26 protein-coding genes and 1 pseudogene are annotated in these 25,702 nt (G+C 60.4%); 12 read left to right on the top strand and 15 right to left on the bottom strand.

Annotated elements, in window-relative coordinates:
- The first annotated feature begins 155 nt into the window (after positions 1 to 155).
- The 5 genes from PspTeo4_RS03895 to PspTeo4_RS03915 all read left to right on the top strand — a co-directional run bounded on the left by PspTeo4_RS03895 (position 156) and on the right by PspTeo4_RS03915 (position 4,023).
- Complete coding sequence (locus PspTeo4_RS03895; protein ID WP_322362413.1) at positions 156 to 914, top strand: ABC transporter substrate-binding protein; 759 nt, start codon at positions 156 to 158, stop codon at positions 912 to 914.
- A gap of 63 nt (positions 915 to 977) precedes the next feature.
- A complete protein-coding gene (locus PspTeo4_RS03900) occupies positions 978 to 1,634 on the top strand; it encodes an amino acid ABC transporter permease (protein ID WP_322362414.1) in 657 nt (218 codons plus the stop codon).
- Positions 1,631 to 2,374 carry an amino acid ABC transporter ATP-binding protein gene (locus PspTeo4_RS03905; protein ID WP_322362415.1) on the top strand — a complete coding sequence of 248 codons (744 nt, stop codon included), beginning with the start codon at positions 1,631 to 1,633 and terminating at the stop codon, positions 2,372 to 2,374. The genes PspTeo4_RS03900 and PspTeo4_RS03905 overlap by 4 nt, the downstream gene beginning before the upstream one ends.
- A complete protein-coding gene (locus PspTeo4_RS03910) occupies positions 2,371 to 3,657 on the top strand; it encodes an FAD-binding oxidoreductase (protein WP_322362416.1) in 1,287 nt (428 codons plus the stop codon). The genes PspTeo4_RS03905 and PspTeo4_RS03910 overlap by 4 nt, the downstream gene beginning before the upstream one ends.
- Positions 3,658 to 3,675: 18 nt before the next feature.
- Complete coding sequence (locus tag PspTeo4_RS03915) at positions 3,676 to 4,023, top strand: cupin domain-containing protein (RefSeq protein ID WP_322362417.1); 348 nt, start codon at positions 3,676 to 3,678, stop codon at positions 4,021 to 4,023.
- 9 nt (positions 4,024 to 4,032) lie between these two features.
- On the opposite strand, the gene PspTeo4_RS03920 is transcribed toward PspTeo4_RS03915, so the two are convergent.
- From PspTeo4_RS03920 to ribBA, 6 genes are all read right to left on the bottom strand, one after another.
- The gene (locus tag PspTeo4_RS03920; RefSeq protein ID WP_322362418.1) at positions 4,033 to 5,340 is read right to left on the bottom strand and encodes a phosphate ABC transporter substrate-binding/OmpA family protein; all 1,308 of its coding nucleotides are present in this window, start codon (positions 5,338 to 5,340) and stop codon (positions 4,033 to 4,035) included.
- Between the two features lie 167 nt (positions 5,341 to 5,507).
- Entirely contained in the window at positions 5,508 to 6,656 is a 1,149-nt protein-coding gene (locus tag PspTeo4_RS03925; RefSeq protein WP_322362419.1) for an ABC transporter ATP-binding protein, read from the bottom strand.
- Positions 6,657 to 6,675: 19 nt separating this feature from the next.
- Positions 6,676 to 7,485 carry an ABC transporter permease gene (locus PspTeo4_RS03930; protein WP_322362420.1) on the bottom strand — a complete coding sequence of 270 codons (810 nt, stop codon included), beginning with the start codon at positions 7,483 to 7,485 and terminating at the stop codon, positions 6,676 to 6,678.
- Positions 7,486 to 7,491: 6 nt separating this feature from the next.
- On the bottom strand, positions 7,492 to 8,409 hold the full coding sequence (locus tag PspTeo4_RS03935; RefSeq protein WP_322362421.1) for an ABC transporter permease: 918 nt from the start codon (positions 8,407 to 8,409) through the stop codon (positions 7,492 to 7,494).
- Positions 8,406 to 9,431, bottom strand: a complete 1,026-nt coding sequence (locus PspTeo4_RS03940; protein ID WP_322362422.1) for an ABC transporter substrate-binding protein — start codon at positions 9,429 to 9,431, stop codon at positions 8,406 to 8,408. The genes PspTeo4_RS03935 and PspTeo4_RS03940 overlap by 4 nt, the downstream gene beginning before the upstream one ends.
- Before the next feature lie 340 nt (positions 9,432 to 9,771).
- Positions 9,772 to 10,893, bottom strand: a complete 1,122-nt coding sequence (gene ribBA / locus PspTeo4_RS03945) for a bifunctional 3,4-dihydroxy-2-butanone-4-phosphate synthase/GTP cyclohydrolase II (protein WP_322362423.1) — start codon at positions 10,891 to 10,893, stop codon at positions 9,772 to 9,774.
- Between the two features lie 78 nt (positions 10,894 to 10,971).
- On the opposite strand from ribBA, the gene PspTeo4_RS03950 reads away from it, so the two are divergent.
- Complete coding sequence (locus tag PspTeo4_RS03950) at positions 10,972 to 11,265, top strand: DUF1330 domain-containing protein (RefSeq protein WP_322362424.1); 294 nt, start codon at positions 10,972 to 10,974, stop codon at positions 11,263 to 11,265.
- Positions 11,266 to 11,390: 125 nt separating this feature from the next.
- On the opposite strand, the gene PspTeo4_RS03955 is transcribed toward PspTeo4_RS03950, so the two are convergent.
- Complete coding sequence (locus PspTeo4_RS03955; RefSeq protein ID WP_322362425.1) at positions 11,391 to 12,113, bottom strand: pirin family protein; 723 nt, start codon at positions 12,111 to 12,113, stop codon at positions 11,391 to 11,393.
- 403 nt (positions 12,114 to 12,516) lie between these two features.
- On the opposite strand from PspTeo4_RS03955, the gene PspTeo4_RS03960 reads away from it, so the two are divergent.
- A complete protein-coding gene (locus tag PspTeo4_RS03960; protein ID WP_322362426.1) occupies positions 12,517 to 12,906 on the top strand; it encodes a hypothetical protein in 390 nt (129 codons plus the stop codon).
- Between the two features lie 42 nt (positions 12,907 to 12,948).
- On the opposite strand, the gene PspTeo4_RS03965 is transcribed toward PspTeo4_RS03960, so the two are convergent.
- Positions 12,949 to 13,968 carry an alpha/beta hydrolase gene (locus tag PspTeo4_RS03965; protein WP_322362427.1) on the bottom strand — a complete coding sequence of 340 codons (1,020 nt, stop codon included), beginning with the start codon at positions 13,966 to 13,968 and terminating at the stop codon, positions 12,949 to 12,951.
- Positions 13,969 to 14,112: 144 nt separating this feature from the next.
- On the opposite strand from PspTeo4_RS03965, the gene PspTeo4_RS03970 reads away from it, so the two are divergent.
- Entirely contained in the window at positions 14,113 to 14,997 is an 885-nt protein-coding gene (locus tag PspTeo4_RS03970) for a LysR family transcriptional regulator (protein WP_322362428.1), read from the top strand.
- Positions 14,998 to 15,001: 4 nt separating this feature from the next.
- Here PspTeo4_RS03970 and PspTeo4_RS03975 read toward each other — a convergent pair whose 3' ends face one another.
- Entirely contained in the window at positions 15,002 to 15,910 is a 909-nt protein-coding gene (locus PspTeo4_RS03975) for a LysR family transcriptional regulator (RefSeq protein WP_322362429.1), read from the bottom strand.
- 154 nt (positions 15,911 to 16,064) lie between these two features.
- Here PspTeo4_RS03975 and PspTeo4_RS03980 point away from each other — a divergent pair, with 154 nt between their 5' ends.
- Genes PspTeo4_RS03980 through PspTeo4_RS03990 form a run of 3 tightly spaced genes read left to right on the top strand, consistent with a single transcriptional unit; the run spans position 16,065 to position 19,663 of the window.
- A complete protein-coding gene (locus PspTeo4_RS03980; RefSeq protein WP_322362430.1) occupies positions 16,065 to 17,369 on the top strand; it encodes an MFS transporter in 1,305 nt (434 codons plus the stop codon).
- A gap of 30 nt (positions 17,370 to 17,399) precedes the next feature.
- On the top strand, positions 17,400 to 18,641 hold the full coding sequence (locus PspTeo4_RS03985) for a Zn-dependent hydrolase (RefSeq protein ID WP_322362431.1): 1,242 nt from the start codon (positions 17,400 to 17,402) through the stop codon (positions 18,639 to 18,641).
- A complete protein-coding gene (locus tag PspTeo4_RS03990; protein WP_322362432.1) occupies positions 18,641 to 19,663 on the top strand; it encodes a histone deacetylase family protein in 1,023 nt (340 codons plus the stop codon). The genes PspTeo4_RS03985 and PspTeo4_RS03990 overlap by 1 nt, the downstream gene beginning before the upstream one ends.
- 326 nt (positions 19,664 to 19,989) lie before the next feature.
- On the opposite strand, the gene PspTeo4_RS03995 is transcribed toward PspTeo4_RS03990, so the two are convergent.
- From PspTeo4_RS03995 to PspTeo4_RS04015, 4 genes are all read right to left on the bottom strand, one after another.
- The gene (locus PspTeo4_RS03995; protein WP_416196896.1) at positions 19,990 to 20,259 is read right to left on the bottom strand and encodes a bacteriocin immunity protein; all 270 of its coding nucleotides are present in this window, start codon (positions 20,257 to 20,259) and stop codon (positions 19,990 to 19,992) included.
- Between the two features lie 9 nt (positions 20,260 to 20,268).
- Positions 20,269 to 20,520, bottom strand: coding sequence for a bacteriocin immunity protein (locus PspTeo4_RS04000; RefSeq protein WP_322362433.1), 252 nt, complete (start codon positions 20,518 to 20,520; stop codon positions 20,269 to 20,271).
- 382 nt (positions 20,521 to 20,902) lie between these two features.
- Positions 20,903 to 21,154 carry a bacteriocin immunity protein gene (locus tag PspTeo4_RS04005; RefSeq protein WP_322362434.1) on the bottom strand — a complete coding sequence of 84 codons (252 nt, stop codon included), beginning with the start codon at positions 21,152 to 21,154 and terminating at the stop codon, positions 20,903 to 20,905.
- 1,117 nt (positions 21,155 to 22,271) lie between these two features.
- Positions 22,272 to 22,538, bottom strand: a complete 267-nt coding sequence (locus PspTeo4_RS04015; RefSeq protein ID WP_322362436.1) for a hypothetical protein — start codon at positions 22,536 to 22,538, stop codon at positions 22,272 to 22,274.
- 162 nt (positions 22,539 to 22,700) lie between these two features.
- Between PspTeo4_RS04015 and PspTeo4_RS04020 the strand changes: the two are divergent.
- Positions 22,701 to 22,849, top strand: a pseudogene (locus PspTeo4_RS04020) (histone deacetylase family protein); the annotation flags it as partial.
- 81 nt (positions 22,850 to 22,930) lie between these two features.
- Here the strand turns inward: PspTeo4_RS04020 and PspTeo4_RS04025 are convergent.
- Together PspTeo4_RS04025 and PspTeo4_RS04030 are read right to left on the bottom strand one after the other, a co-directional pair.
- On the bottom strand, positions 22,931 to 23,182 hold the full coding sequence (locus tag PspTeo4_RS04025) for a bacteriocin immunity protein (RefSeq protein WP_322362437.1): 252 nt from the start codon (positions 23,180 to 23,182) through the stop codon (positions 22,931 to 22,933).
- Positions 23,179 to 25,122, bottom strand: a complete 1,944-nt coding sequence (locus PspTeo4_RS04030; protein ID WP_322362438.1) for an S-type pyocin domain-containing protein — start codon at positions 25,120 to 25,122, stop codon at positions 23,179 to 23,181. The genes PspTeo4_RS04025 and PspTeo4_RS04030 overlap by 4 nt, the downstream gene beginning before the upstream one ends.
- Positions 25,123 to 25,702: the final 580 nt, after the last annotated feature.

A 25,702-nucleotide genomic window follows, 5' to 3' on the forward strand; every position in this document is an offset into this window, starting at 1 on the left:
ATCCATTTGCGCGTTATGCGTATCGATATGCGATATTTATAAATCTCTTTACGATTTTTGTAAATTGTTTATAGTGAAAAACATGCCTCCTGCCGATACCTGAGGCCAACCCTACGCATAAACACAATAAGTCGCGTGAAATGGGAGTGTTCAACATGTATCCACGTCTTCGTGCAGTCACCTACGCTCTGGCCCTGGTCGCCAGTTGCGCCACCTCCTTGGTCGCCCAGGCCGAGACCTACAAAGTCGGCGCAACCGCCACTGGCGTTCCGTTTACCTTCCTCGATGTGAAAAGCAACAGTATCCAGGGCATGATGGTCGACTCGGCCCAGGCCGTGGCCAAGGCTGCGGGCTTTGAAGTGGAGATCGCCCAGACCAACTTCGCGGCGTTGATCCCGTCCCTGACCGCACGCAAGATCGACCTGATTTCGGCGGCCATGCTGCGCACGCCTGAGCGGGAGAAAGTGGTGCAGTATTCGGACCCGGTGTTCGAGTACGGTGAGGGGCTGATGGTGCGGGCTGACGATGACAAGGCCTACACCAGCATGGATGACTTCAAGGGCGAGGTGGTGGGTGCCCAGGTGGGGACCATTTTCATCGACGAACTGAACCGGCGCGGCATCTTCAAGGAAGTGCGTGGTTACGATTCGCTCGCCGACCTCACCCGCGACCTGGCGCTGGGCCGAATCAAGGCCGGCTTCGGCGATCACCCGATCCTGGCTTTTCAGATGGCGCAGGGCACGTTGAAAAAAGTACGCCTGGTCGACAGCTACCAGCCGCACCTCAAAGGCCAGGTGTGCCTGATCATGCGCCAAGGCGACCCGCAGATGCTGGCGCAGGTCAACAAAGGCATTGCCAGTATCAAGGCCGACGGCACGCTGGCCGCCATCATCGACAAGTGGAAACTCGACTGACGGTCGCCACCCGGTGCCCGCCCTGGGCACCGTCTCTCTGATACACCCACCTCGGACACGCTTATGTTCTTCCAGAATGCTCTGGACTTCCTGCCCATTCTCTTGAATGGCGCGGTGGTCACCGTGCAGGTCACGATTGCCTCGTTCCTGCTCAGTTCCTTCATCGGCCTGGGCTTTGCCCTGATGATGGTGTCGAAGGTGCGCGCAGTCGCGCTGTGCGGCATCACCCTGGTCAACGTCATCCGCGGCCTGCCGATTATCGTGCAGCTGTTCTACATCTACTTCGTGCTGCCGGAATTCGGCATCCAGCTCAGCGCCTTGCACGCCGGCATCATCGGCCTGGGCATCGCTTATTCGGCGTACCAGGCGGAGAACTTTCGCGCCGGCATCCAGGCCATCCAGCAGGGCCAGATCGAGGCGGCCGAGTCCCTTGGTATGCGTGGGCCGATGATCATGCGTCGCGTGGTGCTGCCACAGGCGTTTCGCATCGCCTTGCCGCCCTACGGCAATACCTTGGTGATGATGCTCAAGGACTCGTCCCTGGTGTCGACCATCACCGTCGCCGAGATGACCCGCGCCGGCCAGCTGATCGCTTCGTCGACCTTCGAAAACATGACGGTCTACACCCTGGTGGCATTGCTCTACCTGTCCTTGAGCCTGCCGCTGTCGTATGCCTTGCGCCGTCTCGAGGCGCGTATCGCCACGAGGAAACACGCATGATCACGATTCAGTCCCTGCATAAAAGCTATGGCAGCACGCGAGTGCTCGAAGGCATCGACCTGAGCGTCGACAGCGGCCAGGTGGTGTGCCTGATCGGCCCCTCGGGCTCGGGCAAGTCCACCTTGCTGCGCTGCATCAATGGTCTGGAAACTTATGAAGGTGGCGACATTCTGGTCGAAGGCGAACGGGTGGACCGCAACGCCAAGAGCATCCACGCCATTCGCAGCCAAGTGGCCATGGTGTTCCAGCGCTTCAACCTGTTCCCGCACCGCACTGCGCTACAGAACGTCATGGAAGGGCCGGTGTATGTGAAGAAGGAAAACCCGCAAGCGGCCCGCGAGCATGCCCGTGCGTTGCTCGAGAAAGTGGGCCTGGCCCATCGCATGGACGCCTACCCGGACGAGCTTTCCGGTGGTCAGCAGCAGCGGGTTGCCATTGCCCGCGCACTGGCGATGCGGCCCAAGGCAATTCTGTTCGACGAGCCGACCTCGGCGCTGGACCCGGAGTTGGTAGGGGAAGTGCTGGCGGTGATGCGAAAACTGGCGGACGAAGGCATGACCATGGTGGTGGTGACGCATGAGATGGGCTTTGCCCGCGAGGTCGCCGACAAGGTGTGTTTCCTTTATGGCGGGCGGATCATTGAAGAAGGCCCGGCCCGGGAAGTGCTTGGGGCACCGCAACAGCAGCGCACCCAGGACTTCCTGCGCCGCTTGCTGACCAGTGACGGAGGCCAGGCATGAGTGCTGCGCAACTGGCATTGCCTCCTTCGTTGTGGGCGGCCACCGCTACGCCGGGTGTGCATACGCCGCCACTGGATGAAGATAAACAGGTGGATGTCGCCGTAGTCGGCGCCGGTTACACCGGGCTGGTCACGGCACTGCACCTGGCCCGCCAGGGTGTGCGGGTGTGTGTGCTGGATGCTGGCGAGCCAGGCTGGGGCGCTTCGGGGCGCAATGGCGGGCAAGTCATCCCTGGTCTGAAGCACGACCCGGACGACTTGCTGCGCCTGTTCGGCCCGGAGCAGGGCCAGCGCCTTATCGACGTGGCCGGTGGCGCTGCCGACGAAGTCTTCGAGCTCATCCGGCGCTACGACATTCAGTGCGACGCGACCCGCAAGGGCTGGATCCAGCCTGCAGCGACGCCGGCCGCCATGCGCGGTATCGAGCGGCGGGCCGAGCAGTGGCGCAAGCGTGGTGTGCCTGTCGAGATGCTCGACCAGAGCCAGGTCCGCCAGCGCATCGGCAGCGATGATTACCTGGGTGCCTGGGTCGACCCACGCGCTGGCAGTGTCCAGCCACTGAGCTATGTGCGTGGCCTGGCGCGGGCTGCATTGAGCGAAGGCGTGCAGATTCATGGGCATAACCGGGTGACCGGCCTGCGCCGCGACAGCCGCGGATGGACACTCACCACCGATACCCGGCGCGTGGTGACAGCTGAACGAGTAGTGCTGGCCACCAATGGCTACACCGACGACCTGTGGCCGAAACTGCGGCAAACCCTGCTGCCGGCGAACAGTTTCATCGTCGCCACCCGCCCGTTACCCGAGCAGTTGCGGCGCACTGTCCTGCCGGGGGGCGAAGTCTGCTCCGATGCCCGACGCCTGCTGGTGTACTTCAAGCAGGACGCCCAGGGACGGCTGCTGCTGGGCGGGCGAGGACCGTTCGCCGAACCCCGTGCGGCCAGCGACTGGAATCACTTGCGTAATTCGGTGGTGGGGTTGTTCCCGCAACTGAAGGGCGTCGAATTCGAGTACCAGTGGGCTGGTCGTGTGGCCCTGACCCAGGATTTTCTGCCGCACCTGCATGAGCCTGCACCAGGCCTGAGCATCCTGCTGGGCTACAACGGCCGAGGCATTGCGATGTCAACGGCACTCGGCCGTCACCTGGCCGAACGCCTGCTAGGGCAGGCCGAGCATTTTCCGTTTCCGGTAACGCCCATTCGGCCGATCCCGTTCCATGGCCTGCAGCGTCTGTATCTGGGTGTTGGCATTGCCTGGTATCGGCTGCTCGACGCCCTTTTCTGAGTTCAAGGAGTGTGTGCAATGCAACCTGTAGTGATCAAAGCCGTCGCCGAGGCGCAGTTCGGCCAGTCTGTCGCCGTCGGCAAGCCGCTGGGTGAGGTCATCGCCCATACCCGCAGCGCTGGGGAGCACAACCTGGAGGGGGCCGAGGCCGTTACCGGAATCTGGGAGTGCACGCCTGGTACGTTCCGACGCGAGGTGATGCAGGCGGAGTACAGCTACATCATCAGTGGGGAGGGGAGTTTCACCCCGGATCAGGGCGAAGCGCTGGAGTTTCGCGCTGGCGATACCTTGTGCTTTCCACCCAACAGTGAAGGGACCTGGGTCGTGCGCCAGACGCTGCGCAAAAGCTACGTGATATTTGGCTGAGCGCGGCCCTCAGTACACCCACACCTCAACCCTGCGGTTGCGCAAACGCCCCTGTTCCAGGTCGTTGCCGGCCACGGGCAGTTCGTCGCCCATGCCGGTCACTTCCAGCACTTCGACGCCGTCCCTGGCCAGCTCCCGTCGCACCGCCAGGGCCCGCAGCCGCGAGAGCAGGGCGGCGCGCCCCGGGGTTTCCTTGGGGTCGCCAAACCCCACCAGCACCGCCTTGCTTTGCAACTTCCCGTTTTGACGCAGGTAGTCGGCCACCCGCTGCACATCGCGCAGCGCTTTGTTGTCGAGGCTGGCACTGCCTTCCTGGAAGCGGAAATTGACGCTCAGCCGCTGGGCCTGTTGGGCCAGGGTGCGATAGCGCGGCGGCATGTCGGCATGGGGTGGTACTGGCTGGGCATTGACCTGCTGGGAGACAAACCCCTGCGCGGCGACGATCGCCTGGCCGCAGGGGCTCTGGGCAAAGTCGGCCAAGGCACGGGCTTGGGGCTTGGCGTTGGCAGGCAGGTAGAAGTACAACCTGCGTGACAGGGGGTAGTCTTCGTTGGCGACCAGGGCGCGGTCCGGCAGCATGGCTGGCGCATCGCCCTCGGCCACCGCCAGCACCTTGGCGCCGTGCACCGCTGCCAGGCTGCTGAAACCGATGGCCTGGCGGTCGGCTGCAACCTGGCTGGCCAGTTCGTCGCTGGACTCGAAGCGTTGGGTCTGCGCGGTCAGGCTTGCCTGGTGCGGCTCCAGTACCAGCGCCTTGAAGGTCTCGAACGTGCCGGAACGCTCGTCACGGGCATACCGGTGAATTTCGCCGCCGACCACCCCCAGCTGTTCCCAGCGCTGGATCTGCCCGGAAAAGATCTGCGCCAGTTGTTCGGTGGTCAGCTGCGGCAACGGGTTGTCGGGATGGACGATCACCGCCACGCCATCCAGGCCGATGACCTGTTCGGCGCTGGCGGCGCGCAGGTCACCCAGGGCCTGCAACTGGTGGGCTTCGGCGTCGCTGATAGGGCGTGAGGCCGCAGCCAGGTCTGCCTCGCCACGGCCAAGGGCGGTGAAACCGGTGCTGGAGCCGTGCGCGGCGATGTCGACCCGCAGGGGGCGACCTTGGGCGTCCTGTGCCTGGATCACGGTCTCATTGGCCACCGCTGCGGGGCGTTGCTCGATGGCCGTGGCGTGTTGCGCCTGCAGTAGCCCTTTGACCAGTGCCGGCAGCAAGGCCGCGCCGATGGTATTGGAACCCTGCACACGCAAGTGCGCAGGCTCAGCCAAGGCCATCAGCGGTAGCAACGGGATCAGCAGGATGAGCAGGCGACGCATGCCGGGGACCTTTGGCACAGAAGTGCCCGGCAGATTACGACAGTGGCGTGACCGAAATGTGACATCGAAGGTGTTGTTCAGCGGGGAGGGCTCTGCCCTCCAATCGCGACACAAGGCCGCTCCCACAAGGTGTAGCCCACCCAGCTGTGGGGGCGGCCGTCATCGCATCAATGTGCCCCAGCCGATTTGCTCAGGTCACTTTCGGCCCATTCGGTATAGATACAGGCATCCGCCACCGCCCAGCGTACTTTCACGGTGTCGCCCGGCTGCATCGGCATGCCTGCGGCAGACAGCGCCTTGACGGTCAGCTCGGTGCCGCCTGCCGTGACCACATGGCAGGTCTGGCTTTCGCCGAGGAACAGCACTTCCGCGACCTTGGCGCTGACTTCGTTCCAGCCCGCTGGCAACACTTCGCGGGTGGCCTGTTCAGCCGTCAGTGCCAGGGCTTTTTCAGGTCGCACCATGATCAGCGCGTCCTGCCCTGCGGCCAGGCCCGCGGTCAGGCGAATGGCTACGGGTTGGCCCTCGAAGCTGCCCGCGCCGTTGCTGCTGGCCTTGATCCGCAGGAAGTTGGAGTTACCCAGGAACGAGGCCACGAAGGCGTTCGGTGGGTTCTGGTAGAGGTCGTAGCCGGTGCCCAGGCCAACGATCTTGCCGTGGCTGAAAATGGCGATGCGCTGGGACAGGCGCATGGCTTCTTCCTGGTCATGGGTCACATAGACGATGGTGATGCCCAGGCGCCGGTGCAGTTGGCGCAGTTCATCCTGCAGGTCTTCACGCAGTTTCTTGTCCAGCGCGCCGAGGGGTTCGTCCATCAGCAGGATGCGTGGCTCGTACACCAGCGCCCGGGCAATCGCCACGCGTTGCTGTTGGCCACCGGACATCTGCGAGGGTTTGCGGTGGGCGAATTGTTCCAGTTGCACCAGCTTGAGCATGGCGTCGACGCGTTTGTTGGTCTCGGCGGCGCCGAGCTTGCGGATGGCCAGCGGGAAGCCGATGTTGTCGCGCACGTTCAGGTGCGGGAACAGCGAGTAGCGCTGGAACACCATGCCGATGTCACGCTTGTGCGGTGGCACGTTCACCAGCGACTGGCCGTCGACGAGGATCTCGCCGCTGCTGGGGGTTTCGAAACCGGCCAGCATCGACAAAGTGGTGGACTTGCCCGAGCCGCTGGAGCCGAGGAAGGTGAGGAACTCGCCGTCCTGGATTTCCAGGTCGAGGTTGTCCACGGCGGTGAAATCACCGTAGTGCTTGTTCAGGCCGCGCAGGCTGACCAGGGTCTTGTTGTGCGCGCTGTCTTTGATCACTGCACTCATTGTTGTTCTCTCCGGGCACTCAGGCGTTGACTTCGGTGCGCCGGCGCAGGGCGGCGGCAATAACCATGACAAGAAGCGACAGGCCGATCAGCAGCGTCGAGGCGACGGCAATGACCGGGCTCAGGTCCTGGCGCAGGGTGGTCCACATCTTCACCGGCAGGGTCTGCAGGTCGGGGCTCGCCATCATCACGCTGAGCACCACCTCGTCCCAGGACACCAGGAAGGCGAACAGGCCGCCGGCGATCATCCCCGGGCGAATCGCCGGGAAGGTCACCTTGAAGATGGCCTGCAGGCGCGAGGCGCCGCAGATCACCGCGGCATCCTCGATCGACTGGTCGAACAGCTTCAGCGAGTTGATGATCGAGATGATGGTGAAGGGCAAGGCGACGATTACATGGCTGACCACGAAGGCGAACAGCGTGCCGGTATAGCCAAGCTTGAGGAACAGCGCGTACACCGCCACGGCGATGATCACCAGCGGCACGATCATCGGCATGGTGAACAGGCCGTAGAGCAGCTCACGGCCAGGGAAGCGCCCGCGCACCAGGGCGAATGCGGTGGGCAGGCCCAGCAGCACGGCGGCGAAAGTGGTCAGCACGGCGACCTTGAGGCTGGCCAGGGCGGCGTCCATCCACTCGGGGTTGGAGAAGAACTGGCCGTACCACTTGAAGGTCCAGCCCGGTGGTGGGAACACCAGCCACTGGGATGAACCGAACGACAGCAGGACGATGAACACCACCGGCAGCAGCAGGAAGGCCGCGATGACCCCGGTGGTCAGGTACAGGCCGGTACGCAGCGGGCGGCCCATGGCGTTGGGGGACAGGAGCATGACGGCTTACCTCGCGTTGCCGACCGGAGATTCCGGCTGCAGCTTCAGGTACAGATAGAAGAGCACCAGGGTGATTACCACCAGCAGTGCGGCGGCGGCGCTGGCCAGGCCCCAGTTCAGGAACGACTGCACCTGCTGGATGATGAACTCAGGCAGCATCATGTTCTGCGCCCCGCCCAGCAGCGCCGGCGTGACGTAGTAACCGAGCGACATGACGAACACCATCAGCGCACCGGAGAACAACCCCGAGCGGCACAGCGGCAGGAACACCTTCCAGAAATTGGTCCAAGGGCTGGCGCCGCAGATCGAGCCGGCCTGCAGCACCATCGGGTCGATGGCGTGCATGGTCGCCTGCAGCGGCAGGACGATGAACGGGATCATGATGTAGCTCATGCCGATCACCACGCCGGTGAGGTTGTGCACCATCTCCAGCGGCGCATCGATGATACCCATGGCCATCAACGCCTTGTTGATCACACCGGAACTCTGCAGCAGCACCAGCCACGAGTAGGTGCGCGCCAGCAGGCTGGTCCACATCGACAGCAGCACGATGTTCAGCAGCCAGCGGCCCCAACCCTTGGGCACCAGGGTGATCGCCCAGGCCAGTGGGAAGCCCAGCAGCACGCTGATCAGGGTTACCAGGCCGGCGACCGAGAAGGTGTTGAACAGCACCCGTGCGTAGGCCGAGTTGGCGAACAGTTGCTCGTAGTTGCCAAGCCCCGGTACCGGCTCCAGCACGCCGCGCAGCAACAGACCAGCCAGCGGGGCGAAGAAGAACAGGCCCAGGAACAGCAGGGCCGGCAGCAGGTTGCGGCTGCCTTTCCAGCGTTGGCTCAGGCTGGGGCGGCGCGTGGCCGCCCCCGGTGCGCCGGTGCCGCTGGGGGCACCTTGCGCGTTATGCAGGGCGTTGATGGCGACTTTCATTTGACCAGCCACTCATTCCAGCGCGCCGCGATGGCCGGACCGTTCTTGGCCCAGTAGGCGAAGTCCAGGGTGACCTGGTCCTGGGCGTAGGCGGTCGGCAGGTTTGGCGCAAGGTCTTTGTCGAGTTTGCCAACGCTGTCGACGTTCACCGGCGCGTAGGCGGTCTTGTTGGCGAATTCGGCCTGGCCCTCGGCGCTGCTGGCGTTGGCCAGGAACTTCATGGCCGCGTCCTTGTTCTTGGCGCCTTTGGGAATGACCAGGAAATCGGCCATGACCAGGTTTTGCTTCCAGCTCACGCCAACTGGCGCACCATCTTGCTGCAGGGCATAGACCCGGCCGTTCCAGAACTGGCCCAGCGACGCTTCACCGGAGGCCAGCAGCTGTTGCGACTGGGCGCCACCGCCCCACCAGACGATGTCTTTCTTGATGGTGTCGAGCTTCTTGAAGGCGCGGTCCAGGTCCAGCGGGTAGAGCTTGTCGGGGGCTACGCCGTCGGCCAGCAGAGCCAGTTCCAGCACGCCGGGGCTTGGCCATTTGTACAAGGCGCGTTTGCCGGGGTAGGTCTTGGTGTCGAACAGCGCGGTCCAGTCGACCGGCTTGTTGGCACCGAGCTTGCCTTCGTTGTAACCGAGCACGAAGGAGAAGAAGAACGAGCCGACACCGTGGTCGGAGACGAAACGTGGGTCGATCTTGTCGCGCTGGATCTGCTTGAAGTCCAGGGGTTCGAGCAGGCCTTCGCTGGCGGCGCGCAGGGCAAAGTCGGCTTCGACGTCGACTACGTCCCACTGCACGTTGCCGCTTTCGACCATGGCCTTGAGCTTGCCGTAGTCGGTTGGGCCGTCCTGGACGACTTTGATGTTGGTGCTTTTGGTGAAGGGGACTGCCCATGCTTCTTTCTGGGCGTCCTGGGTGGTACCGCCCCAACTGACGAAGTTGAGGCTGTCAGCGGCCTGGACGGCCTGACATGCCAGGGTCAGCAGGCTGGCGGACAGCACTGCGGTTACACGTTTGCTCAACAGCATGGTTACGCCCTCGTTGCTTTTGTTATTCGAGGCGGGGCTTTTTGGTGCGCCCGCCAATAGTGTTCGGGGAGCAGCTTCAACAAAGTGTCTTCTGGCCGTTTTTAATTGTAGGTGCCGGCCTGCTGATTCAAGGTCTACGGGATATCATATTATGGTATTCCAAACTTTTCGCAAGAGGTTAAGGCGACCGGCCATCACTCCGTGGGTCCAGAAACGACGCGGACCCTGTAGGAGCCGGCTTGCCGGCGATTGCGTCAGTAGTCACACCGGTGGTGCCTGATCTGTCGCAATCGCCGGCAAGCCGGCTCCCACAGGGTCCACGTTGTCATTCCGATTGTGGTCAGCCCACCATCCCCGGCTCGAACGGAATGCTCTGCACCACTTCCAGCTCGTACCCGGCAAGGCCCGCATACTTCAGCGGCGGGCCGAGGTGACGCAGCTTGCCCACGCCAAGGTCTTGCAGAATCTGCGCGCCAGTGCCCACCTCCGAGTACACCTTCGACTGGCCACGCTGGTACGGCCGCGCCGGCTGGGTCAGCTGCGGCACACGCTCGAGCAGCGCCTGGGACGACTCATGGTTGGCCAGAATAACCACCACGCCCGCACCTTCCTCGGCCACCTTCTGCAAGGCTGCCCACAGCGTCCAGTTGGCCGGGCCGGCGTATTCGGCGCCGACCAGATCGCGCAGCGGGTCGATTACATGCACGCGTACCAGGGTTGGCTGTTCGCGGCGGATATCGCCCATCACCATGGCCATGTGCACGCCGCCCTCGATACGGTCTTCATAGGTCACCAGGCGGAAGGTGCCGTGCACGGTGGGCAGCTCCCGCTCGCCGATACGCTTGATGGTCTGCTCGGTGCTCAGGCGGTAGTGGATCAGGTCGGCAATGGTGCCGATCTTGATACCGTGGCGGGCGGCGAACACTTCAAGGTCCGGGCGGCGGGCCATGGTGCCGTCGTCGTTGAGCACCTCGACGATCACCGAGGCGGGGCTGAAGCCTGCCAGGCGCGCCAGGTCGCAGCCGGCTTCGGTATGCCCGGCACGGGTCAGTACCCCACCTTCACGGGCGCGCAGGGGGAAGATGTGGCCAGGCTGCACCAGGTCTTCCGGGCGGGCGTTGGGTGCCATGGCCGCCGCCACTGTACGTGCCCGGTCGGCGGCGGAGATGCCGGTGGTGACGCCGGTCGCGGCCTCGATCGACACGGTGAAGGCGGTGCTGAACACGCTGCCGTTGGCTGGCACCATCTGTTCCAGGCCCAGGCGTTGGCAGTGATCGTCGGTCAGGGTCAGGCAGATCAGGCCGCGGGCTTCACGGGCCATGAAGTTGATGGCCTGGGCGTCACAGCGCTCGGCGGCAATCAGCAGGTCGCCTTCGTTTTCCCGGTCCTCGTCATCCACCAGCAGCACCATCTTGCCTTGCCGGTAGTCTTCGAGAAGTTCTTCGATGCTGTTGAAAGCCATGCTGCACGCTCACTGTGGTGGGGTGATTTTTATGGTATACCATCATACACAAATATCGTTGTTACAGGAGAACCGCCGATGAAGGCCTACTGGATCGCCCATGTGGACATCACTGACCCCGAGCAGTATCAGCAATACACCCAGCGTGCGCCGGCAGCCTTCAAGGCGTTTGGTGGGCGCTTCCTGGCCCGTGGCGGGCGTAGCGAAGCGATGGAGGGGCGGCCTACACCTCAGCGTAGCGTGGTGATCGAATTCGAATCGTATGAGCAGGCGCTGGCCTGTTATCGGTCGGCGCTGTATCAGGAGGCGTGCAGCCATCGCCAGGGGGTGGCAAAGGCGGAGGTGATCATCGTCGAAGGCTTCGAGCCTTGAGCTGTGGCTGATGGCCCAATCGCCGGCAAGCCGGCTCCCACAGGCGATCACAGTTTTCGAGAACTGTGTAGTACCTGTGGGAGCCGGCTTGCCGGCGATAGGGCCATCATTGTCACCACCGAGCATCAAGGCATGCCAGGCAACTCGTATGGGCGCAAGTCGAACACCAGCACTTCAGCGTCGAGGCCGTTGCTCAGTTCCAGCACCTGTTCCTGCCGTACCCGCACGCCGTCGCCTTCGTTCAATACACGGCCATTGAGTTCGATACTGCCGCGGGCCACGTGCACATAGGCATGGCGGTTTTCCGGCAAGGTCAGGGTCGCCCGTTCCTCACCGTCGAACAGCCCGGCATACACCCGCGCGTTCTGGCGTACCTGCAATGAGCCTTCGGCGCCATCCGGTGAGATGATCAGGCGCAAGCTGCCGCGTTTTTCCTCGGCACTGAAGTGCTGTTGCTGGTAACGCGGTGTCGCACCCCGCACGTTGGGCACGATCCAGATCTGCAGGAAGTGCACGGATGCTGTCTGGCTGTGGTTGAACTCGCTGTGGGCCACACCGTGCCCCGCGCTCATCAGTTGCACATCGCCTGGGCGAATCACCGAACCGGTGCCGAGGGTGTCCTTGTGTTCCAGTGCACCTTCGAGCACGTAGGAGAAAATCTCCATGTCGCGGTGCGGGTGCTCGCCGAAGCCTTTGCCGGCGATGACACGGTCGTCGTTGATCACCAGCAGGTCGGAAAAACCTTGTTCTTCGGGGTTGCGGTAATGGCCGAAGGAGAAGGTGTGGAAGGATTTCAGCCAGCCATGGAAGGCCAGGCCGCGGTCTTGGGCGTTACGGACGGTGAGCATGGTGATTCTCCTTGAAAAGCCGAGGCCGAAAGGGCCGCAGGGCTGTTGATGGGAGAATCTTACTGTCACTTTTAATGTTTAAAAATTAGGGTTCGTGAGTATTACTGTCTTGTTTAGGGTGACAAATGTGGGAGTGTTCTGACAGCTACTTCATTTGTAGCGGTAGGACTGTTCCTGATTGTCGCTGACGCGCTTTGGAGGGGGATTTCGGCGGCTAGCTTGCGGACTTTCCACTTCAGGAAGCGAGCCCCATGCGCAACGTAATCGACGGTAAAGGCCAGGCAGTAGACGGGGACAGGACCACCACCGGGGCCAGTGGCTATATCTTCAATGGTCACAAGGTGCTTCGCCGAGGTGATCCCACGACGGCTTGCCCAATGTTCAAGCTGGGGGGATAGCACACGTGATCACGTCTGCAATTAAACCGAAACGGCATTTTTGGCGCTGGGTGGTCGCGATAATGCTCACCCCGATCGTCTTTTGGTATGTCGCCACACCGCTGGTGAGTTTTCATTTTTCTGATAGGGGGCAGGGGCGTCTCGGCTACATATTGAATGTCCAGCACGACATATCAAAAGGTGAGATCTACCCAGGTGAAGCCACCGGCGGCGCCGGCCACATTTTCCCGAACGACCAGTTTTTCATGGAATTGTATTGGAACAACCGTGGGAAATCGCACTGCATCCGGGTTAAACCCAGATGGCCAAGTATCGATATCTACATAGGAGCGGACGGTGCCATAGATAGCCGCACGGATAGCAGACTCATCGAAGCCTGTGGACCATTACCGTAACGAAGCAAAAGACCCGCCTAGGCGGGTCCTTTGGTCATCGACTCACTGTAAATGCACTTTAAGTTCGCCAGCCGCCTGCCTCATCGCCGCCTTGACCGCCGGCACCTGATTCAGTGGGTTAAGCAGCCCATAGTCATGAATCATCCCGTTGTACCGCACCGAAGTCACCGTCACGCCCGCCGCATTCAGATTGCGCGCATACGCTTCACCCTCGTCACGCAGCACATCGAACTCGGCCGTCTGCACCAGCGCTGGCGGCAAGCCTTTCAACTGCTCGCTGCTGGCCCGCAGCGGCGAGGCGTAGATCTGTTCACGTGCCTTGGCGTCGGTGGTGTAGTTGTCCCAGAACCACTTCATCATCCCGGTAGTCAGGAAGTGCCCCTCGGCAAACTGCTTGTACGAGGCGGTCTCGAAGCTGGCGTCGGTCACCGGCCACAGCAGCAGCTGGAAGCGCAACGCAGGTGTGCCTGCTTCCTTGGCTTTGAGTGCCACTACAGCCGCCATGTTGCCGCCGACGCTGTTGCCGGCCACGGCCAGGCGCTTGCCGTCCACGCCGATGTCCTTGCCATGCTCGGCCACCCAGCGGGTCGCGGCGTAGGCCTGGTTGATCGCGGTGGGGTAGTGCGCCTCTGGTGACGGGGTGTAGTCGACATAGACCGCCACTGCGCCGGAGCCCACCACCAGGTCACGAATCAGTCGCTGGTGGGTCGGGAAGTCGCCCAGCACCCAGCCGCCGCCGTGGAAGAACATGAACACCGGCAATTCACCCTTGACCTTGGCCGGGCGCACGATCTGCAGCTTGATTGGCTGGCCGTCGGCTTTGATGGTGCGTTCAGTGACTTCGATGCCGGAAAGGTCGACTTTCACCGAAGCCTGGGCACCGGTCAGTACGGCGCGGGCGTCTTTCGGGCTGAGCTGTTCCAATGGCTTGCCGCCACCTTGTTCCAGGGCTTCGAGGAAGGCCTGGGTGTGCTGTTCGACACCTGGGCTGCCTGCCGCGAAAGCGCTGGAAACGGACAGGGCGAGGAGGCTGGCGGTGAGGGTTTTGTGGACAATGTTCATGTGCGAATCCTTTTCTATGCAGTATGGGGAGTGGGCGTGTTGCCTGGCCTTGGGGCCATCGCTGCGACCTGTGCGTAGATTAAGGAGATGCCTGTTTGGGAAAAAGCCGGTATAAAGCGTTTGACTGTCACGCAGAGAGAGACAATGAACCCTTACGAAGACATGCGGATCTTTGCCCAGGTCATGGAAGCCGGCAGTTTCACCGCCGCCGCCGACCGTCTGGGCATGTCCAAGCAATCGGTCAGCCGGCGCCTGATGCAGCTGGAAGAACGCCTTGGCGTGCGTTTGCTCAACCGTTCGACCCGACGCCTGGATGCCACGCCACTGGGCCAGCACTACTACCAGTCGGCGTTGCGCCTGCTCGGTGAAGTGCAGCAGGTGGAGCACGACATCAGCGGACAGGCCCAGGCCTTGCGCGGCACCCTGCGCCTGAGCGCGCCACTGTCTTTCGCCATGGCGCACCTGGGATGTCTGCTGACCGAGTTTCTTCAGTTGCATCCGCAGGTGGATGTAGAAGTCGACCTGAGCGACCGCGCCGTTGACCTGATCGGCGAGGGCTATGACCTGGCGCTGCGGATCGGCGCGCTGGAGGATTCAAGCCTGGTAGCGCGGCGCATCGCCAGTGTCGAGCGGGTGTACTGCGCCAGCCCGGCCTATCTTGAGGCCCGTGGCCTACCTGCCGCACCGGAGGCACTTGGCGAGCACGATTGCCTGCCATATGGTCATACGCGGCAGGTGCAATGGCAGTTCAAGGGGCAAGGCAAGGCTCAGACCATCGCTGTCAGCGGGCGCATGCGGGCCAACAATGGTGAGCTGCTCAGGGACGCGGCGATTGCTGGTATGGGCATCACCTACCTGCCGACCTTCATCGTCGGGCAGGCACTGGCCGACGGGCGCCTGGTGACGCTGCTGGAACCCTGGACCCCGCCGCCCCTGCAACTGTCGGCGGTGTACCCGCAGCACCGGCAGGTGGCCAGGCCCGTGCAGGGTTTCGTGGCGTTTCTGCGCGAGCGCCTGGCGCAGTTGTAGGCGCCTACTCCAGGCCGTGCTGCAGCGCTTCGATGAACACGCCTTCAGCCCGGCTCAGGCGTTGTTCGCGGTTCCACAGCAGGTGAATGTCCACATCGGCGATGCCCTCATGGGGCGGTAGCTTCCACAGCAGCCCCGCGGCGACATCCGGCGCCACCACATGCTCGGGCAGGCAGCCGATGCCGAACCCGGCAATCACCAGTCGGCGAACTTCTTCCAGGCTGGGCGATGACGCCACGATACGCCCGGAAAACCCCTGTTGGTCGCGAAAAATGGTCAGCGGCGAGAGCATGCCGCCGATCTGGTCGCTGGTGAAACTGACGAAGTTTTCCCGCTGCAGGTCGCCCTCGGCCTGGCCGAACAGGCGGTGGTGCTTGCCACAGAAAAACGCGTAGCGCTGGCGCAGGAACAGCCGTTGTTCCAGGCGCGGCTGTGGCCGGCGGTTCAGGCTCAGGCCTGCTGTGGCGGTCTTTTCCTGCAGGGCGGCGACGATGTCGGAGCTGCGCATCACGTCGATCTCCACCTCCACCCTGGGGTGCTGGCGGTGGAACGCGGCAAGGAAATCATCGAAGTGTTCGCTGACGATGCGGCTGATCATCAGTAGCCGCACCTTGCCTACCAGTTCGTCCGCCGGTTGCTCCAGCAGGCCGCTGATCTGCGACATCTGCCCATACACCTCACCGGACAGCTGGAACAGCTGTTCGCCCATTTCGGTAAGCACGAAGCGTGGCCCGCGACGGGCGATGAGTTGGCGCCCGAGTTGTTCTTCCAGGCGCTTGAGCGCTTGGCTCACCGCCGGTTGGGTCAGGTGCAGGCGGGCGGCGGCGCGGCTGATGGACAGCTCCTGGCCGATGACCCGAAACGTACGCAGCAGGTTCCAGTCGAGGCGGTCGTTGAGCAGGCGGTCGGACATGGCGGGGCTCGAAAATAAGCTTGATTTATAGTTCGCATAATAAATAGAAAATTGACTAATCATAGCCCCGGAACGATAAATCGCATCCAGGCGCCGACAGAGTGCCGCCGTGACCCTATTACTCCTGCCAGAAAAACAAGCAAAGGAGCCATCCATGAAGCCTACCGCTTCACCCCAGCCGCGCCGGGCAGCCGCCGCCGCATTTATCGGCACCATGATCGAGTGGTACGACTTCTACATCTATGCCACCGCCGCTGCCCTGGTGTTCGGTGCATTGTTCTTCCCCTCCGACGACAGCCTGTTCAGCACCATGGCCGCATTCGGCACCTTTGCCGTGGGCTTTTTCGCCCGGCCGCTGGGCGGCATCGTCTTTGGCCATGTGGGTGACCGAATCGGCCGCAAGAAATCCCTGGTCATCACCTTATTGATGATGGGTGTAGTCACCGTTGGCATCGGCCTGCTGCCGACCTACGCCCAGATCGGCGCCACTGCGCCGGTGCTGCTGATTCTGCTGCGCATTGTCCAAGGCATTGCCGTGGGCGGCGAGTGGGGTGGTGCGGTGCTGATGGCGGGCGAGCATGCGCCCAAGGGCCGTCGCAATTTCTTCGCCTCGTTCGCCCAGTTGGGCAGCCCGGCGGGTTTGATCCTTTCGTTGCTGGCCTTTGGCGCGGTTACCCGCTTGCCCGAAGAGGAACTGATGAGCTGGGGCTGGCGCGTACCGTTCCTGGCCAGTGCGCTGTTGCTGCTGGTGGGCCTGGCCATTCGCCTGGGAGTCAATGAATCGCCCGAGTTCATTGCCAGCCGTGAGCAGGCACTGAAGGCTCAGCGCAAAGAGCAGGCACCGGTACTGGAAGTGCTGCGCACTGCCTGGCGCCCACTGCTGCTGTGCATCGGCGCCAATACCCTGGGTATTGCCGGGGTCTATTTCACCAACACCTTCATGATCAGCTACACCACCCAGCAGTTGCACCTTGAGCGTTCGCTGATTCTCGAGTGCCTGTTCTTCGTGGCGGTCATCCAGTTCTGCGTGCAGCCGCTGGCCGCCTGGTTGTCGGAAAAAATCGGCGCCACGCGCTTCCTGGCGCTGGTCGCACTGCTGGCAATGGCTTCGCCTTACCCGATGTTCGTGCTGGTCAGCTCGGGTGAAGGCCCACTGATCGTGCTCGGTATCGCCCTGGCGGCGGCCTGCATGGCGTCGTTTTATGCCGTCATCGCCGGCTACGTCAGCGGCATGTTCGAAACTCGCGTGCGCTACACCGCCATCTCCTTGGCCTACCAGGTGTGCGGTGCCATTGCTGGCGGGCTTACCCCGCTGATCGGCACCTGGTTGGCCCACACCTTCACCGGCCAATGGTGGCCGATGGCGGTGTTCTACACCCTGATCGCCACCATCTCGCTCACCTGCGTGCTGGCCCTGGCGCGCCAGTACACCCGCAGCCAGCGCCTGGAACTGGCCTGAACCCCCGACCCGATTCTGGAGTATCCCTATATGTTGAAAAGCAACGGAGAACGCCTGTGGGCGAGCTTGATGGACATGGCCGAAGTCGGCGCCACCGCCCGTGGGGGCAGCTGCCGCCTGGCTTTGAGCGATGAAGACAAGGCTGGCCGCGAACTGTTCAGCCACTGGTGCCGCGAGGCCGGCCTGAGCCTGTCGGTGGATGCCATCGGCAACCTGTTCGCCCGCCGCCCCGGCACCGACCCGGATGCCGCCCCGGTGATGATGGGCAGCCACCTCGACACCCAGCCCGAAGGCGGTCGCTTTGATGGCGTCTACGGTGTGCTGGCTGGCCTGGAGGTGGTCCGTCGCCTCAACGACCTCGGCATCCAGACCCGCAAGCCGCTGGAAATTGCCGTGTGGACCAACGAGGAGGGTGCCCGTTTCACCCCGGCCATGTTCGGTTCGGCGGTATTCACCGGCACCCTGGCGCTCGAGCAGGCCCTGGCCATTCGCGATGCCGACGGCATCAGCGTGGCCGATGAGCTGCAGCGTACCGGTTACGCCGGCCAGCGTCCGCTGGGCGGCAAGGTCGACGCCTATTTCGAGGCGCACATCGAGCAAGGCCCGATTCTGGAAGACAACACTAAGAGCATTGGTGTGGTCAGCGGCGGCCAGGCCATTCGCTGGCTGGACGTGACGGTCGAAGGCATGGCCGCCCACGCCGGCACCACGCCGATGCCGCTGCGCAAGGATGCCCTGTATGGCGCCGCGCAGATGATTCAAACGGTCGAGCAACTGGCAGCCGATTTTGCCCCTGAAGGCCTGACCACCGTGGGCGAGCTGTCCATCGCCAAGTCGTCGCGCAACACCATCCCCGGCGTGCTGCGCTTTACCGTCGACCTGCGCCACCACCGCGACGAAGCCATCGAAGCCATGGAGCGCGAGCTGGCCGCGAATCTGCAAGCAATTGCCGCGCAGCGAGGCCTGCAGGTGCGCATCGAGCGGCACTGGGTCAGCCCGGCAACCCCGTTCGACGCGGACTGCGTGGCAGCCGTGCAACAGTCGGTCGATGGCCTGGGCTACTCCCAGCAAACCATCGTCAGCGGCGCTGGCCACGACGCCATTCTGCTGGCCCGCTACTGCCCGACGGCCATGGTGTTCATCCCCTGCGTGGGCGGCCTGAGCCACAACGAAGCCGAAGACGTGCTGCCCGAAGACGCAAGCCAGGGTGCCGATGTACTGCTCAACGCCGTGCTGGCCCGCGCTGGCCGTGTCGAACAAGGAGAAGCTTGATGCGTTGCTACTTCCACCCCGAACAACTGCTGCACCACCCACGTAGCTACTACTCTCGCGGCGCCATGCGTACCCCGCAGGAAGTCCCCGAACGTGCCCAGCGCCTGCTGCAGGCAGCCAAGGACCTGGGCTTCGATATTCGTCAGCCTGAAGATGCGGGCCTGGCGCCACTCAAGGCCGTGCACGGCGAGGCTTACCTGGCCTTCCTCGAAGAGGCCCATGCACGCTGGAAGGAAGTGCCCGAGGACTGGGGCGACGAAGTGATGTCCAACATCTTCGTCCGCGAGCCCAATGCCCTGCGCGGCATCCTTGCCCAGGCCGGGCGCTACCTGGCCGATGGCAGCTGCCCGGTGGGCGAGCACACCTGGCGTTCGGCCTACTGGTCGGCGCAAAGCGCGGTGGCCGGTGCCAAGGCCATTCTCGATGGCGAGCCCGCAGCCTACGCCCTGTGCCGCCCGCCGGGCCACCATGCCCGTTTCGATGCGGCCGGTGGCTTCTGCTACGTCAACAACGCCGCAGTCGCCGCCCAGGCCCTGCGCAGCCGCTACAGCCGGGTGGCGATCCTGGACACCGACATGCACCACGGGCAGGGGATTCAGGAGATCTTCTACGAACGCAATGACGTGCTGTACGTCTCGACCCATGGCGACCCGACCAACTTCTACCCAGGCGTGGCCGGGTTTGAGGACGAGCGCGGCAGTGGTGCGGGGGAGGGGTACAACCTCAATCTGCCGATGGCCCATGGGGCCAGTGAGGCGGATTTCATGGGGCAGCTGGAGATTGCCCTGGACGCGGTGAAGGACTTTGGGGCTGAGGTGCTGGTGTTGTCGCTGGGGTTCGATATCTACGAGCTGGACCCGCAGAGCAAGGTGGCGGTGACGACGGAAGGGTTTGCCGAATTGGGCGAGCGGATTCGGGCGTTGGGGGTGCCTTGTTTGATTGTTCAGGAAGGGGGGTATCACCTGGAGAGTCTGGAGGCGAATGCGCAGGCGTTCTTTGCTGAGCCGGTCGCTTGGGTATGAGGGCCTGACTTGGGTTTTGGAGGTGGGGCGTAAATTGAGCGCCGCCCGCGCGGCGCATCGCGAGCAAGGCTCGCTCCTACGTCTGTTTCAGGCCAGTTATGCCTGTGGGAAATGCGCGCGAACGCTTTGAAGAACGGCTCGATATCGCGTCGTACAACAAGGCGGACGCGCGCGCCTGTAACAGGCATTATTGGCCCGAAACAGACGTAGGAGCGAGCCTTGCTCGCGATGCGCCGCGCGGGCGGCGCTCGATCTCACGGGCGCTGTACCTCTCACGCCAGGCATCCAAGAGCCTCGACGCCTTGTATTCGCAATGCTCTAGATTTTCAGCGCTGAAGTACAGGTTTCCCATTCGCTGCACGCCAACCTTCAACGACAGTTAAAATACCTTGCGGACTGTCTTCGACACCTGTCGCAGGATAGAAAATTAGATCGCTTTTCGCTGGGTGCTCAGTTATTTTTTCGAAATGGCTGACTAGTTTCTGGATGTGTTTTCTATAGGGCTCGCCTTTCAGATTGTGTTTGTTTTCAAAGAACTCGCTGAGTAAGTCAAGGAATTCTGCTTCTGTATAGTCTTCATATTTTTCTTTAGGCATTATTAATGGTTATCCGGTTTTAAAGCCTGGTTTGTCATTGGCGAGACGCCATGCTTTTATTTCTTCAATGATAGCGGTCGGGCCGCTTTTTCCGGGGTCGGGGTAGAAGAATAAATCTGATTTTTTGGGGTGCTCAGAAATTCGCTCAAACTCAAGTATTGCTTCTATATGCTTCCGGTCGGAAGGGTAGTCGACGTTGTAAATTTTTATCGCAAATTCTAAAAATTCTGCCTCGGTGAAGTCGGTGATGGTTTTTTTCACTGCTTTCCTCACTGTATATTTCGATATTTTATGCTGTGAGTGTTGCGATGATCTTTGTGTTGTGTATGTCTCAGTCCTCAGGTGTCAATGAATTGTGGTGAGGTTTAAGGGGCCGATTTTTTGCGCGCCTTGATCTGGGTTTTCTGATGTTTAGGCTTGAAGCTTTCCAAGGAAGACCTTACTTGAAACCTGTTCGGAGGGCTTGTAGGAAGCGTCCGAAGTCACTGTAGTCATAATGGAGGCATGCCGATAGATTGATTTTCCATCAAGTGGCAGAGGCGAGAGTCCTGCTTGATTTAAAGCACCCGGCGCTGGTTTGATCCGAGTGTGGTCAAAGCCCTGTCATGAATTGACGGGACTTTGGATAGACACGGGGTGAAGGTTACTCCGTTTTGAAGCCGGGCTTGCCATGAGCAGCACGCCATGCTTTGACTTCAGCGACGATCGAATTCGGGCTCCCTTTGCCAGGCGTGTGATAGTAGATTAGGTCAGAACCATCAGGGTGCTCTGAAAGCCGTTCAAACTCGTAAACGGCATCAATGCTTTCCCGCTCACTGGCAAAGTCATCGGCACAGATTTTTTCAACCAAGGCAGTGAACTCGCTCTCGGTAAATAAGGCGATGGAGTTTTTCATGTTGGTGCGCTTTTATGCAAGTCTATGTGAGGTTTTGGTGTCGCTACAGATAGATTGGCGATGTCAAATGCTTCGCTGAGGCCAGGTAATTAAGTCATGCAACCAGTGCCAACTCTTGGTGTTGTACGAAAAGTGCCGGCGCGACGATAATGCTGCATTGAAAGCAGGCTCGGAATACTGACTCGCAACCAGTAAAGTCGAGCGTGACTCCGACCGTTCCTCGCCTGTTTGAGACTTGCTTGATCGCCGTTTGGCAACTTCTCGTACTAATACTAAAATTACTGCTCGCTTTTAAGTTTACGGGTGATTGCAGCGATATATGTTGCGCGCTCAAGATTTATTGAATGTGTATTTGTTTTCGAGAAGAAACTTGGGGGCTCTCCATTTAGGGGCCTTTACATATCCGCCGCCTTTTTGCTCTATTAATCCCTCGTTGGACATTTTCTTTATTAGCTCAATGAGCTCGAGACAGTTGTTAAGAAAAATCCAGTTGTTGCGCTCATATAGTCTATCTATTTGCGGGTGAGAAATGCTGCCACCTCTCGTGAGGAATAGTATGACTTCAGTAGGGTCTTCGTTTTGCACTACGCTGTTAATGTTATTCATTCGTATTCTCGCTGTGGCTGTTCTAAGTCCGCTTTCAGTGGTTCTGGAATTTGCAGTAATTCGAGCTCTGAGCTTGGTTGATAGTCTTCTAGTGTAGCGGCATGTGTGTGTTCCATGCCTTCCTGCGACTATCCGGAAAAATTATGTCAGCGATACCAAGGGCACGAAACTTCTCAAGTTCCGTTGTCTCATGTGTGAAGAAACGCTTATCTGTGTCGGTTGCTTCTAGCTTGCCGTGTAGGATTTTTCCAGTGCAGAAACTGGGTTGCCATCTTTATATATGGCATTCAATTCCCCCGTATCCTGGAGCGACGACAGTTGGGGGCTTCAGCGGAAGATCCTGTAACCCTGAGAAAGCTGGCGGCCCTATCGAACGCTTGGATTGGCGAGAGGCAGACCCTGCGCAAATTTCTGAGTACCGGCAGCTGTAGAGTGGCTGCCGGCGTTTCTAATGGGGCTCCTACCATGGCGAACAAGAATGTACACCACAAGACTGTAGGATCTGTGGAACTCAGAGCTCGTATTTTTTCGGGCTCAAGAACTCTGGCTCTCGCCAATTCGGCCCCATGATGTATCCGTTGCCACCGTGCTTTATTAATCCTTCTTGACTCATTTTTTTGATTAAATTAATTAACTGTAAGCAGTCTCCAGTGTTTGCCCACTCGTTTCGATTATATAGATTGTCGAGCCGTGGGTGAGAAATGCCATTCCCCCTGACAAGCCACAGAATGACATCTGTGGGGCTTTCGTTGAGTACTATGTCGCTGATGGTGTTCATTTGTTTTCTCGCGCAATCTGTTGGTTGTCTGCCTCGATGGCTTCTGGTGTGTAAAGCATCTCATGCGATGAGCTGAGTTGGTAGTCTTCTAATGTGGCGGCATGTGTATTATTCCAAGTCTCGCCATTGTCGTCTGGTCGTATATTATCCGGAATGCCAACGGCGGTGACGACTGAAGGGTTTGCCGAATTGGGTGAGCGGATTCGGGCGTTGGGGGTGCCGTGTTTGATTGTGCAGGCAGGGGGTACCACCTGGAGAGCCTGGAGGCGAATGCGCGGGCGTTCTTTGCTGAACTGGGGTGCTGGCGGTAGGTGGCGTTGGCCGGTAGTTGAGGGGGGCTACCGGCCAATACGTTCGTCATAGGCCCAGTTTAGAGAGCACTGTTGACTTGATTATTCGGTTTTGAATCCTGGTTTTCCATTTGCCAATCGCCAAGATTTTACTTCTTCGACAATCGACGCTGGGCCGCTTTTCCCGTGATCTGGGTAAAATATTAAATCTGATTTCTTAGGGTGTTCTGAAAGTCGTTCGAATTCAAATATTGCGTCGGTGTGGGTTTTGTCAGTTGGGTAATCTACTTCATAGATTTTTATTACAAAATTTAAAAATTCAGTTTCGGTAAAGTCTGCGATTGTCTTTTTCATTGGTTTTCTCCATGATGGATGTCGATGTGTTGTCTTGGTGTGACAATCACAATGTTTTCTGAGTTGTATATGTCTCCGCCCTCGGATAGAGGGATTTTATGATGTATTTGAAGAGAGGCGAGCGCTCCAACGCGTTCGTGAAGTCGCGCAAAAGGTGCGATGCCTTTCCTCATTCTACCGATGCTGACAGGGTCGAATTGGGCGGAGAGGAAAGAATCACCACTGATGGCCTTCCACAGCGCTTCTCGATAGGCTCTCCAGTTTTTAAACTGTTGCCCTCTTAGTAAATCAGCTATTTGCCTGGGTATCGGGGCGCCCTCACGTGTTTCTACACCCTTGGCCCAATTGTCGCCAACCTCGAAGCCCGCGCCGCTACCGGTCCCGGGCTCTTCCCTGCGATCTTGGAACATCGCATAGATCGGAGGCAACCCGGAGTCTGCCGGAAAGATAATGACATAGTCATCCCAACCGGCATCTGCAGCGCCGGGGAAGCTGTCAATCCTCAGCTCGACCGGCTTGAGCGTTGCACCTTGGTAGATCGGCGGGGCGCTCTGTTCTACAGGTAAGCTCGTTGACGCATCGCCTGGAGTGACAATGGGTGTCCATGTCAGGGTGCGCGGTGGTACATCCGCCGTGATGGCGGTGTAGACGTTTTTCTGGGCGTCATACTGGGCGGTGAGTATCGGTACCTGCGAGGGAACGATTGCGCCATCGGTTTTGACGACGAATATTTCCGATTCGTCCTGCGCATTAACCTGCGAACTCAGTCGGTAGGGTAGGTCGACGTGGCTGGCCGAGGTCACTGTGGCCAACGTCGCGCTGCTTTGAGGATCCAGGTCCGATAAAGGCGTCTGCAGGAGGTATCGGCGAGGAAGCTCGCCATTACCCAAACTGGGCGAATACAGCAGGGCAGCAGCACCGATGGCGAGGCCTGAGGCAACATAGCCGCCTAGTGCAGCTACGGCAGCCCCAAGAACCCTGGCTGCCGACAATTCGATGACCGCAGTTCCGAGATAACCGGCGGCGGTGATGATTATCGACCCACCGACTGCGACTGAACCTGACGCAGTGTAAGTGTTGGCCAATCGTACGAACTCGGCTTCGGCCTTGGCTTTAGCGGCGGCGATGCGGTCAGCTTCGGCCTTGGCTTTAGCGGCGGCGATGCGGTCAGCTTCGGCCTTGGCTTTAGCGGCGGCGATGCGGTCAGCTTCGGCCTTGGCTTTAGCGGCGGCGATGCGGTCAGCTTCGGCCTTGGCTTTAGCGGCGGCGATGCGGTCAGCTTCGGCCTTGGCTTTAGCGGCGGCGATGCGGTCAGCTTCGGCCTTGGCTTTAGCGGCGGCGATGCGGTCAGCTTCGGCCTTGGCTTTAGCGGCGGCGATGCGGTCAGCTTCGGCCTTGGCTTTAGCGGCGGCGATGCGGTCAGCTTCGGCCTTGGCTTTAGCGGCGGCGATGCGGTCAGCTTCGGCCTTGGCTTTAGCGGCGGCGATGCGGTCGGCTTCGGCCTTGGCTTTAGCCGCGGCGATGCGTTCGGCTTCAGCCTTGGCGGTAGCTGAGCGTGCGGCTGCAGCTTTTTTGGCTGCGTCGAGGACTTTGAGAGGTTGTTGGAGTGCCCGAGTCTTATCGGGGAACAATTCGAGCACGCGTAGGGTCAGGTAGACGTGCTCTTGTACCGCTTGAGCATGAGCCGCGGCGGCGCGATGGCTCTCGGTGAACCGTTGTTTAAACAGCTCCAGGTTCTGTTGAACTTTACCGTACTTCTTTTCATAGTTGGCTACATTCACCCGGTTAGGGCGTGAATCCAGGCTGTAGCCCAATAATTTCTTTGCCTCTTTTTCCGCTGCTGTGGCCTGTTCAGCTTTCAGGATAAGCAGGTCTTCGGTGATATATTGTTTTCGTGTGGCGCTGTTCAGTGTTCCGTAAATGGATGTCTTGAGCTTCAATTTGGCGAGGCATGGCGCTCTCCGCTGTTGTTGGGCGGTGGAGAGTCGCGTTTTAAGGGAAAGGTTAGAGCGTTGAATTTTTTCCTCTCGGGTGGATTTTTTTGAGAGGGGAAGGGGTGCCGTATTGCATTGCGCGGGTGGCAGTTGTAGAGGCGGAGGGATGAATAGGCAGTGCAGAGCTAACTGGCATTTTTGTCGGTTGGCGTGTTTTGAAGGAAGTGGAAAGGTGCTGTTGTGTTTAAGGGTATTTACTGTTTTTTTGGTGGTTAATTCGTGGAGGGTGTAAGGGGTTGGAATGGTTTCACGCGCACGTTGGTTAAAAGTGTATTTGCCTTCAGAAAAAATCTCGATTTTTAGAGCGTTTATCGAACGTTTGGTATGTGAGCCTGCAGGTGTATTCCTGGGGGGGCGGTTGAAGCCGCCAAGTGCCTTGTCAGGGATTCAGGAGGGCCGCGCAACACCTCATCCATCGGACAGCTTTCCTGATTCGATGTAGTCCCTTTCCCAAACCCACCAAACGGCCTTTCGCCCCGTTGTTATCGACTTGTTAGCGCTCTAGTTTGCGCACGAACGTCACCAG

Source organism: Pseudomonas sp. Teo4 (genome assembly GCF_034387475.1).
Lineage (GTDB): Bacteria > Pseudomonadota > Gammaproteobacteria > Pseudomonadales > Pseudomonadaceae > Aquipseudomonas.

Coding starts and splice junctions, on each gene's coding strand:
- PspTeo4_RS03920 (WP_322362418.1), bottom strand. CDS start 5,340: ATGCGTCGCCTGCTCATCCTGCTGATCCCGTTGCTACCGCTGATGGCC.
- PspTeo4_RS03930 (WP_322362420.1), bottom strand. CDS start 7,485: ATGCTCCTGTCCCCCAACGCCATGGGCCGCCCGCTGCGTACCGGCCTG.
- PspTeo4_RS03965 (WP_322362427.1), bottom strand. CDS start 13,968: ATGAACATTGTCCACAAAACCCTCACCGCCAGCCTCCTCGCCCTGTCC.
- PspTeo4_RS03955 (WP_322362425.1), bottom strand. CDS start 12,113: ATGCTCACCGTCCGTAACGCCCAAGACCGCGGCCTGGCCTTCCATGGC.
- PspTeo4_RS03895 (WP_322362413.1), top strand. CDS start 156: ATGTATCCACGTCTTCGTGCAGTCACCTACGCTCTGGCCCTGGTCGCC.
- PspTeo4_RS03925 (WP_322362419.1), bottom strand. CDS start 6,656: ATGAGTGCAGTGATCAAAGACAGCGCGCACAACAAGACCCTGGTCAGC.
- PspTeo4_RS04015 (WP_322362436.1), bottom strand. CDS start 22,538: ATGAACACCATCAGCGACATAGTACTCAACGAAAGCCCCACAGATGTC.
- PspTeo4_RS03940 (WP_322362422.1), bottom strand. CDS start 9,431: ATGCTGTTGAGCAAACGTGTAACCGCAGTGCTGTCCGCCAGCCTGCTG.
- PspTeo4_RS04005 (WP_322362434.1), bottom strand. CDS start 21,154: ATGAAAAACTCCATCGCCTTATTTACCGAGAGCGAGTTCACTGCCTTG.
- PspTeo4_RS03980 (WP_322362430.1), top strand. CDS start 16,065: ATGAAGCCTACCGCTTCACCCCAGCCGCGCCGGGCAGCCGCCGCCGCA.
- PspTeo4_RS03985 (WP_322362431.1), top strand. CDS start 17,400: ATGTTGAAAAGCAACGGAGAACGCCTGTGGGCGAGCTTGATGGACATG.
- PspTeo4_RS03995 (WP_416196896.1), bottom strand. CDS start 20,259: ATGCCTAAAGAAAAATATGAAGACTATACAGAAGCAGAATTCCTTGAC.
- PspTeo4_RS03990 (WP_322362432.1), top strand. CDS start 18,641: ATGCGTTGCTACTTCCACCCCGAACAACTGCTGCACCACCCACGTAGC.
- ribBA (WP_322362423.1), bottom strand. CDS start 10,893: ATGGCTTTCAACAGCATCGAAGAACTTCTCGAAGACTACCGGCAAGGC.
- PspTeo4_RS04025 (WP_322362437.1), bottom strand. CDS start 23,182: ATGAAAAAGACAATCGCAGACTTTACCGAAACTGAATTTTTAAATTTT.
- PspTeo4_RS03950 (WP_322362424.1), top strand. CDS start 10,972: ATGAAGGCCTACTGGATCGCCCATGTGGACATCACTGACCCCGAGCAG.
- PspTeo4_RS03970 (WP_322362428.1), top strand. CDS start 14,113: ATGAACCCTTACGAAGACATGCGGATCTTTGCCCAGGTCATGGAAGCC.
- PspTeo4_RS03910 (WP_322362416.1), top strand. CDS start 2,371: ATGAGTGCTGCGCAACTGGCATTGCCTCCTTCGTTGTGGGCGGCCACC.
- PspTeo4_RS03975 (WP_322362429.1), bottom strand. CDS start 15,910: ATGTCCGACCGCCTGCTCAACGACCGCCTCGACTGGAACCTGCTGCGT.
- PspTeo4_RS03905 (WP_322362415.1), top strand. CDS start 1,631: ATGATCACGATTCAGTCCCTGCATAAAAGCTATGGCAGCACGCGAGTG.
- PspTeo4_RS03935 (WP_322362421.1), bottom strand. CDS start 8,409: ATGAAAGTCGCCATCAACGCCCTGCATAACGCGCAAGGTGCCCCCAGC.
- PspTeo4_RS03900 (WP_322362414.1), top strand. CDS start 978: ATGTTCTTCCAGAATGCTCTGGACTTCCTGCCCATTCTCTTGAATGGC.
- PspTeo4_RS03915 (WP_322362417.1), top strand. CDS start 3,676: ATGCAACCTGTAGTGATCAAAGCCGTCGCCGAGGCGCAGTTCGGCCAG.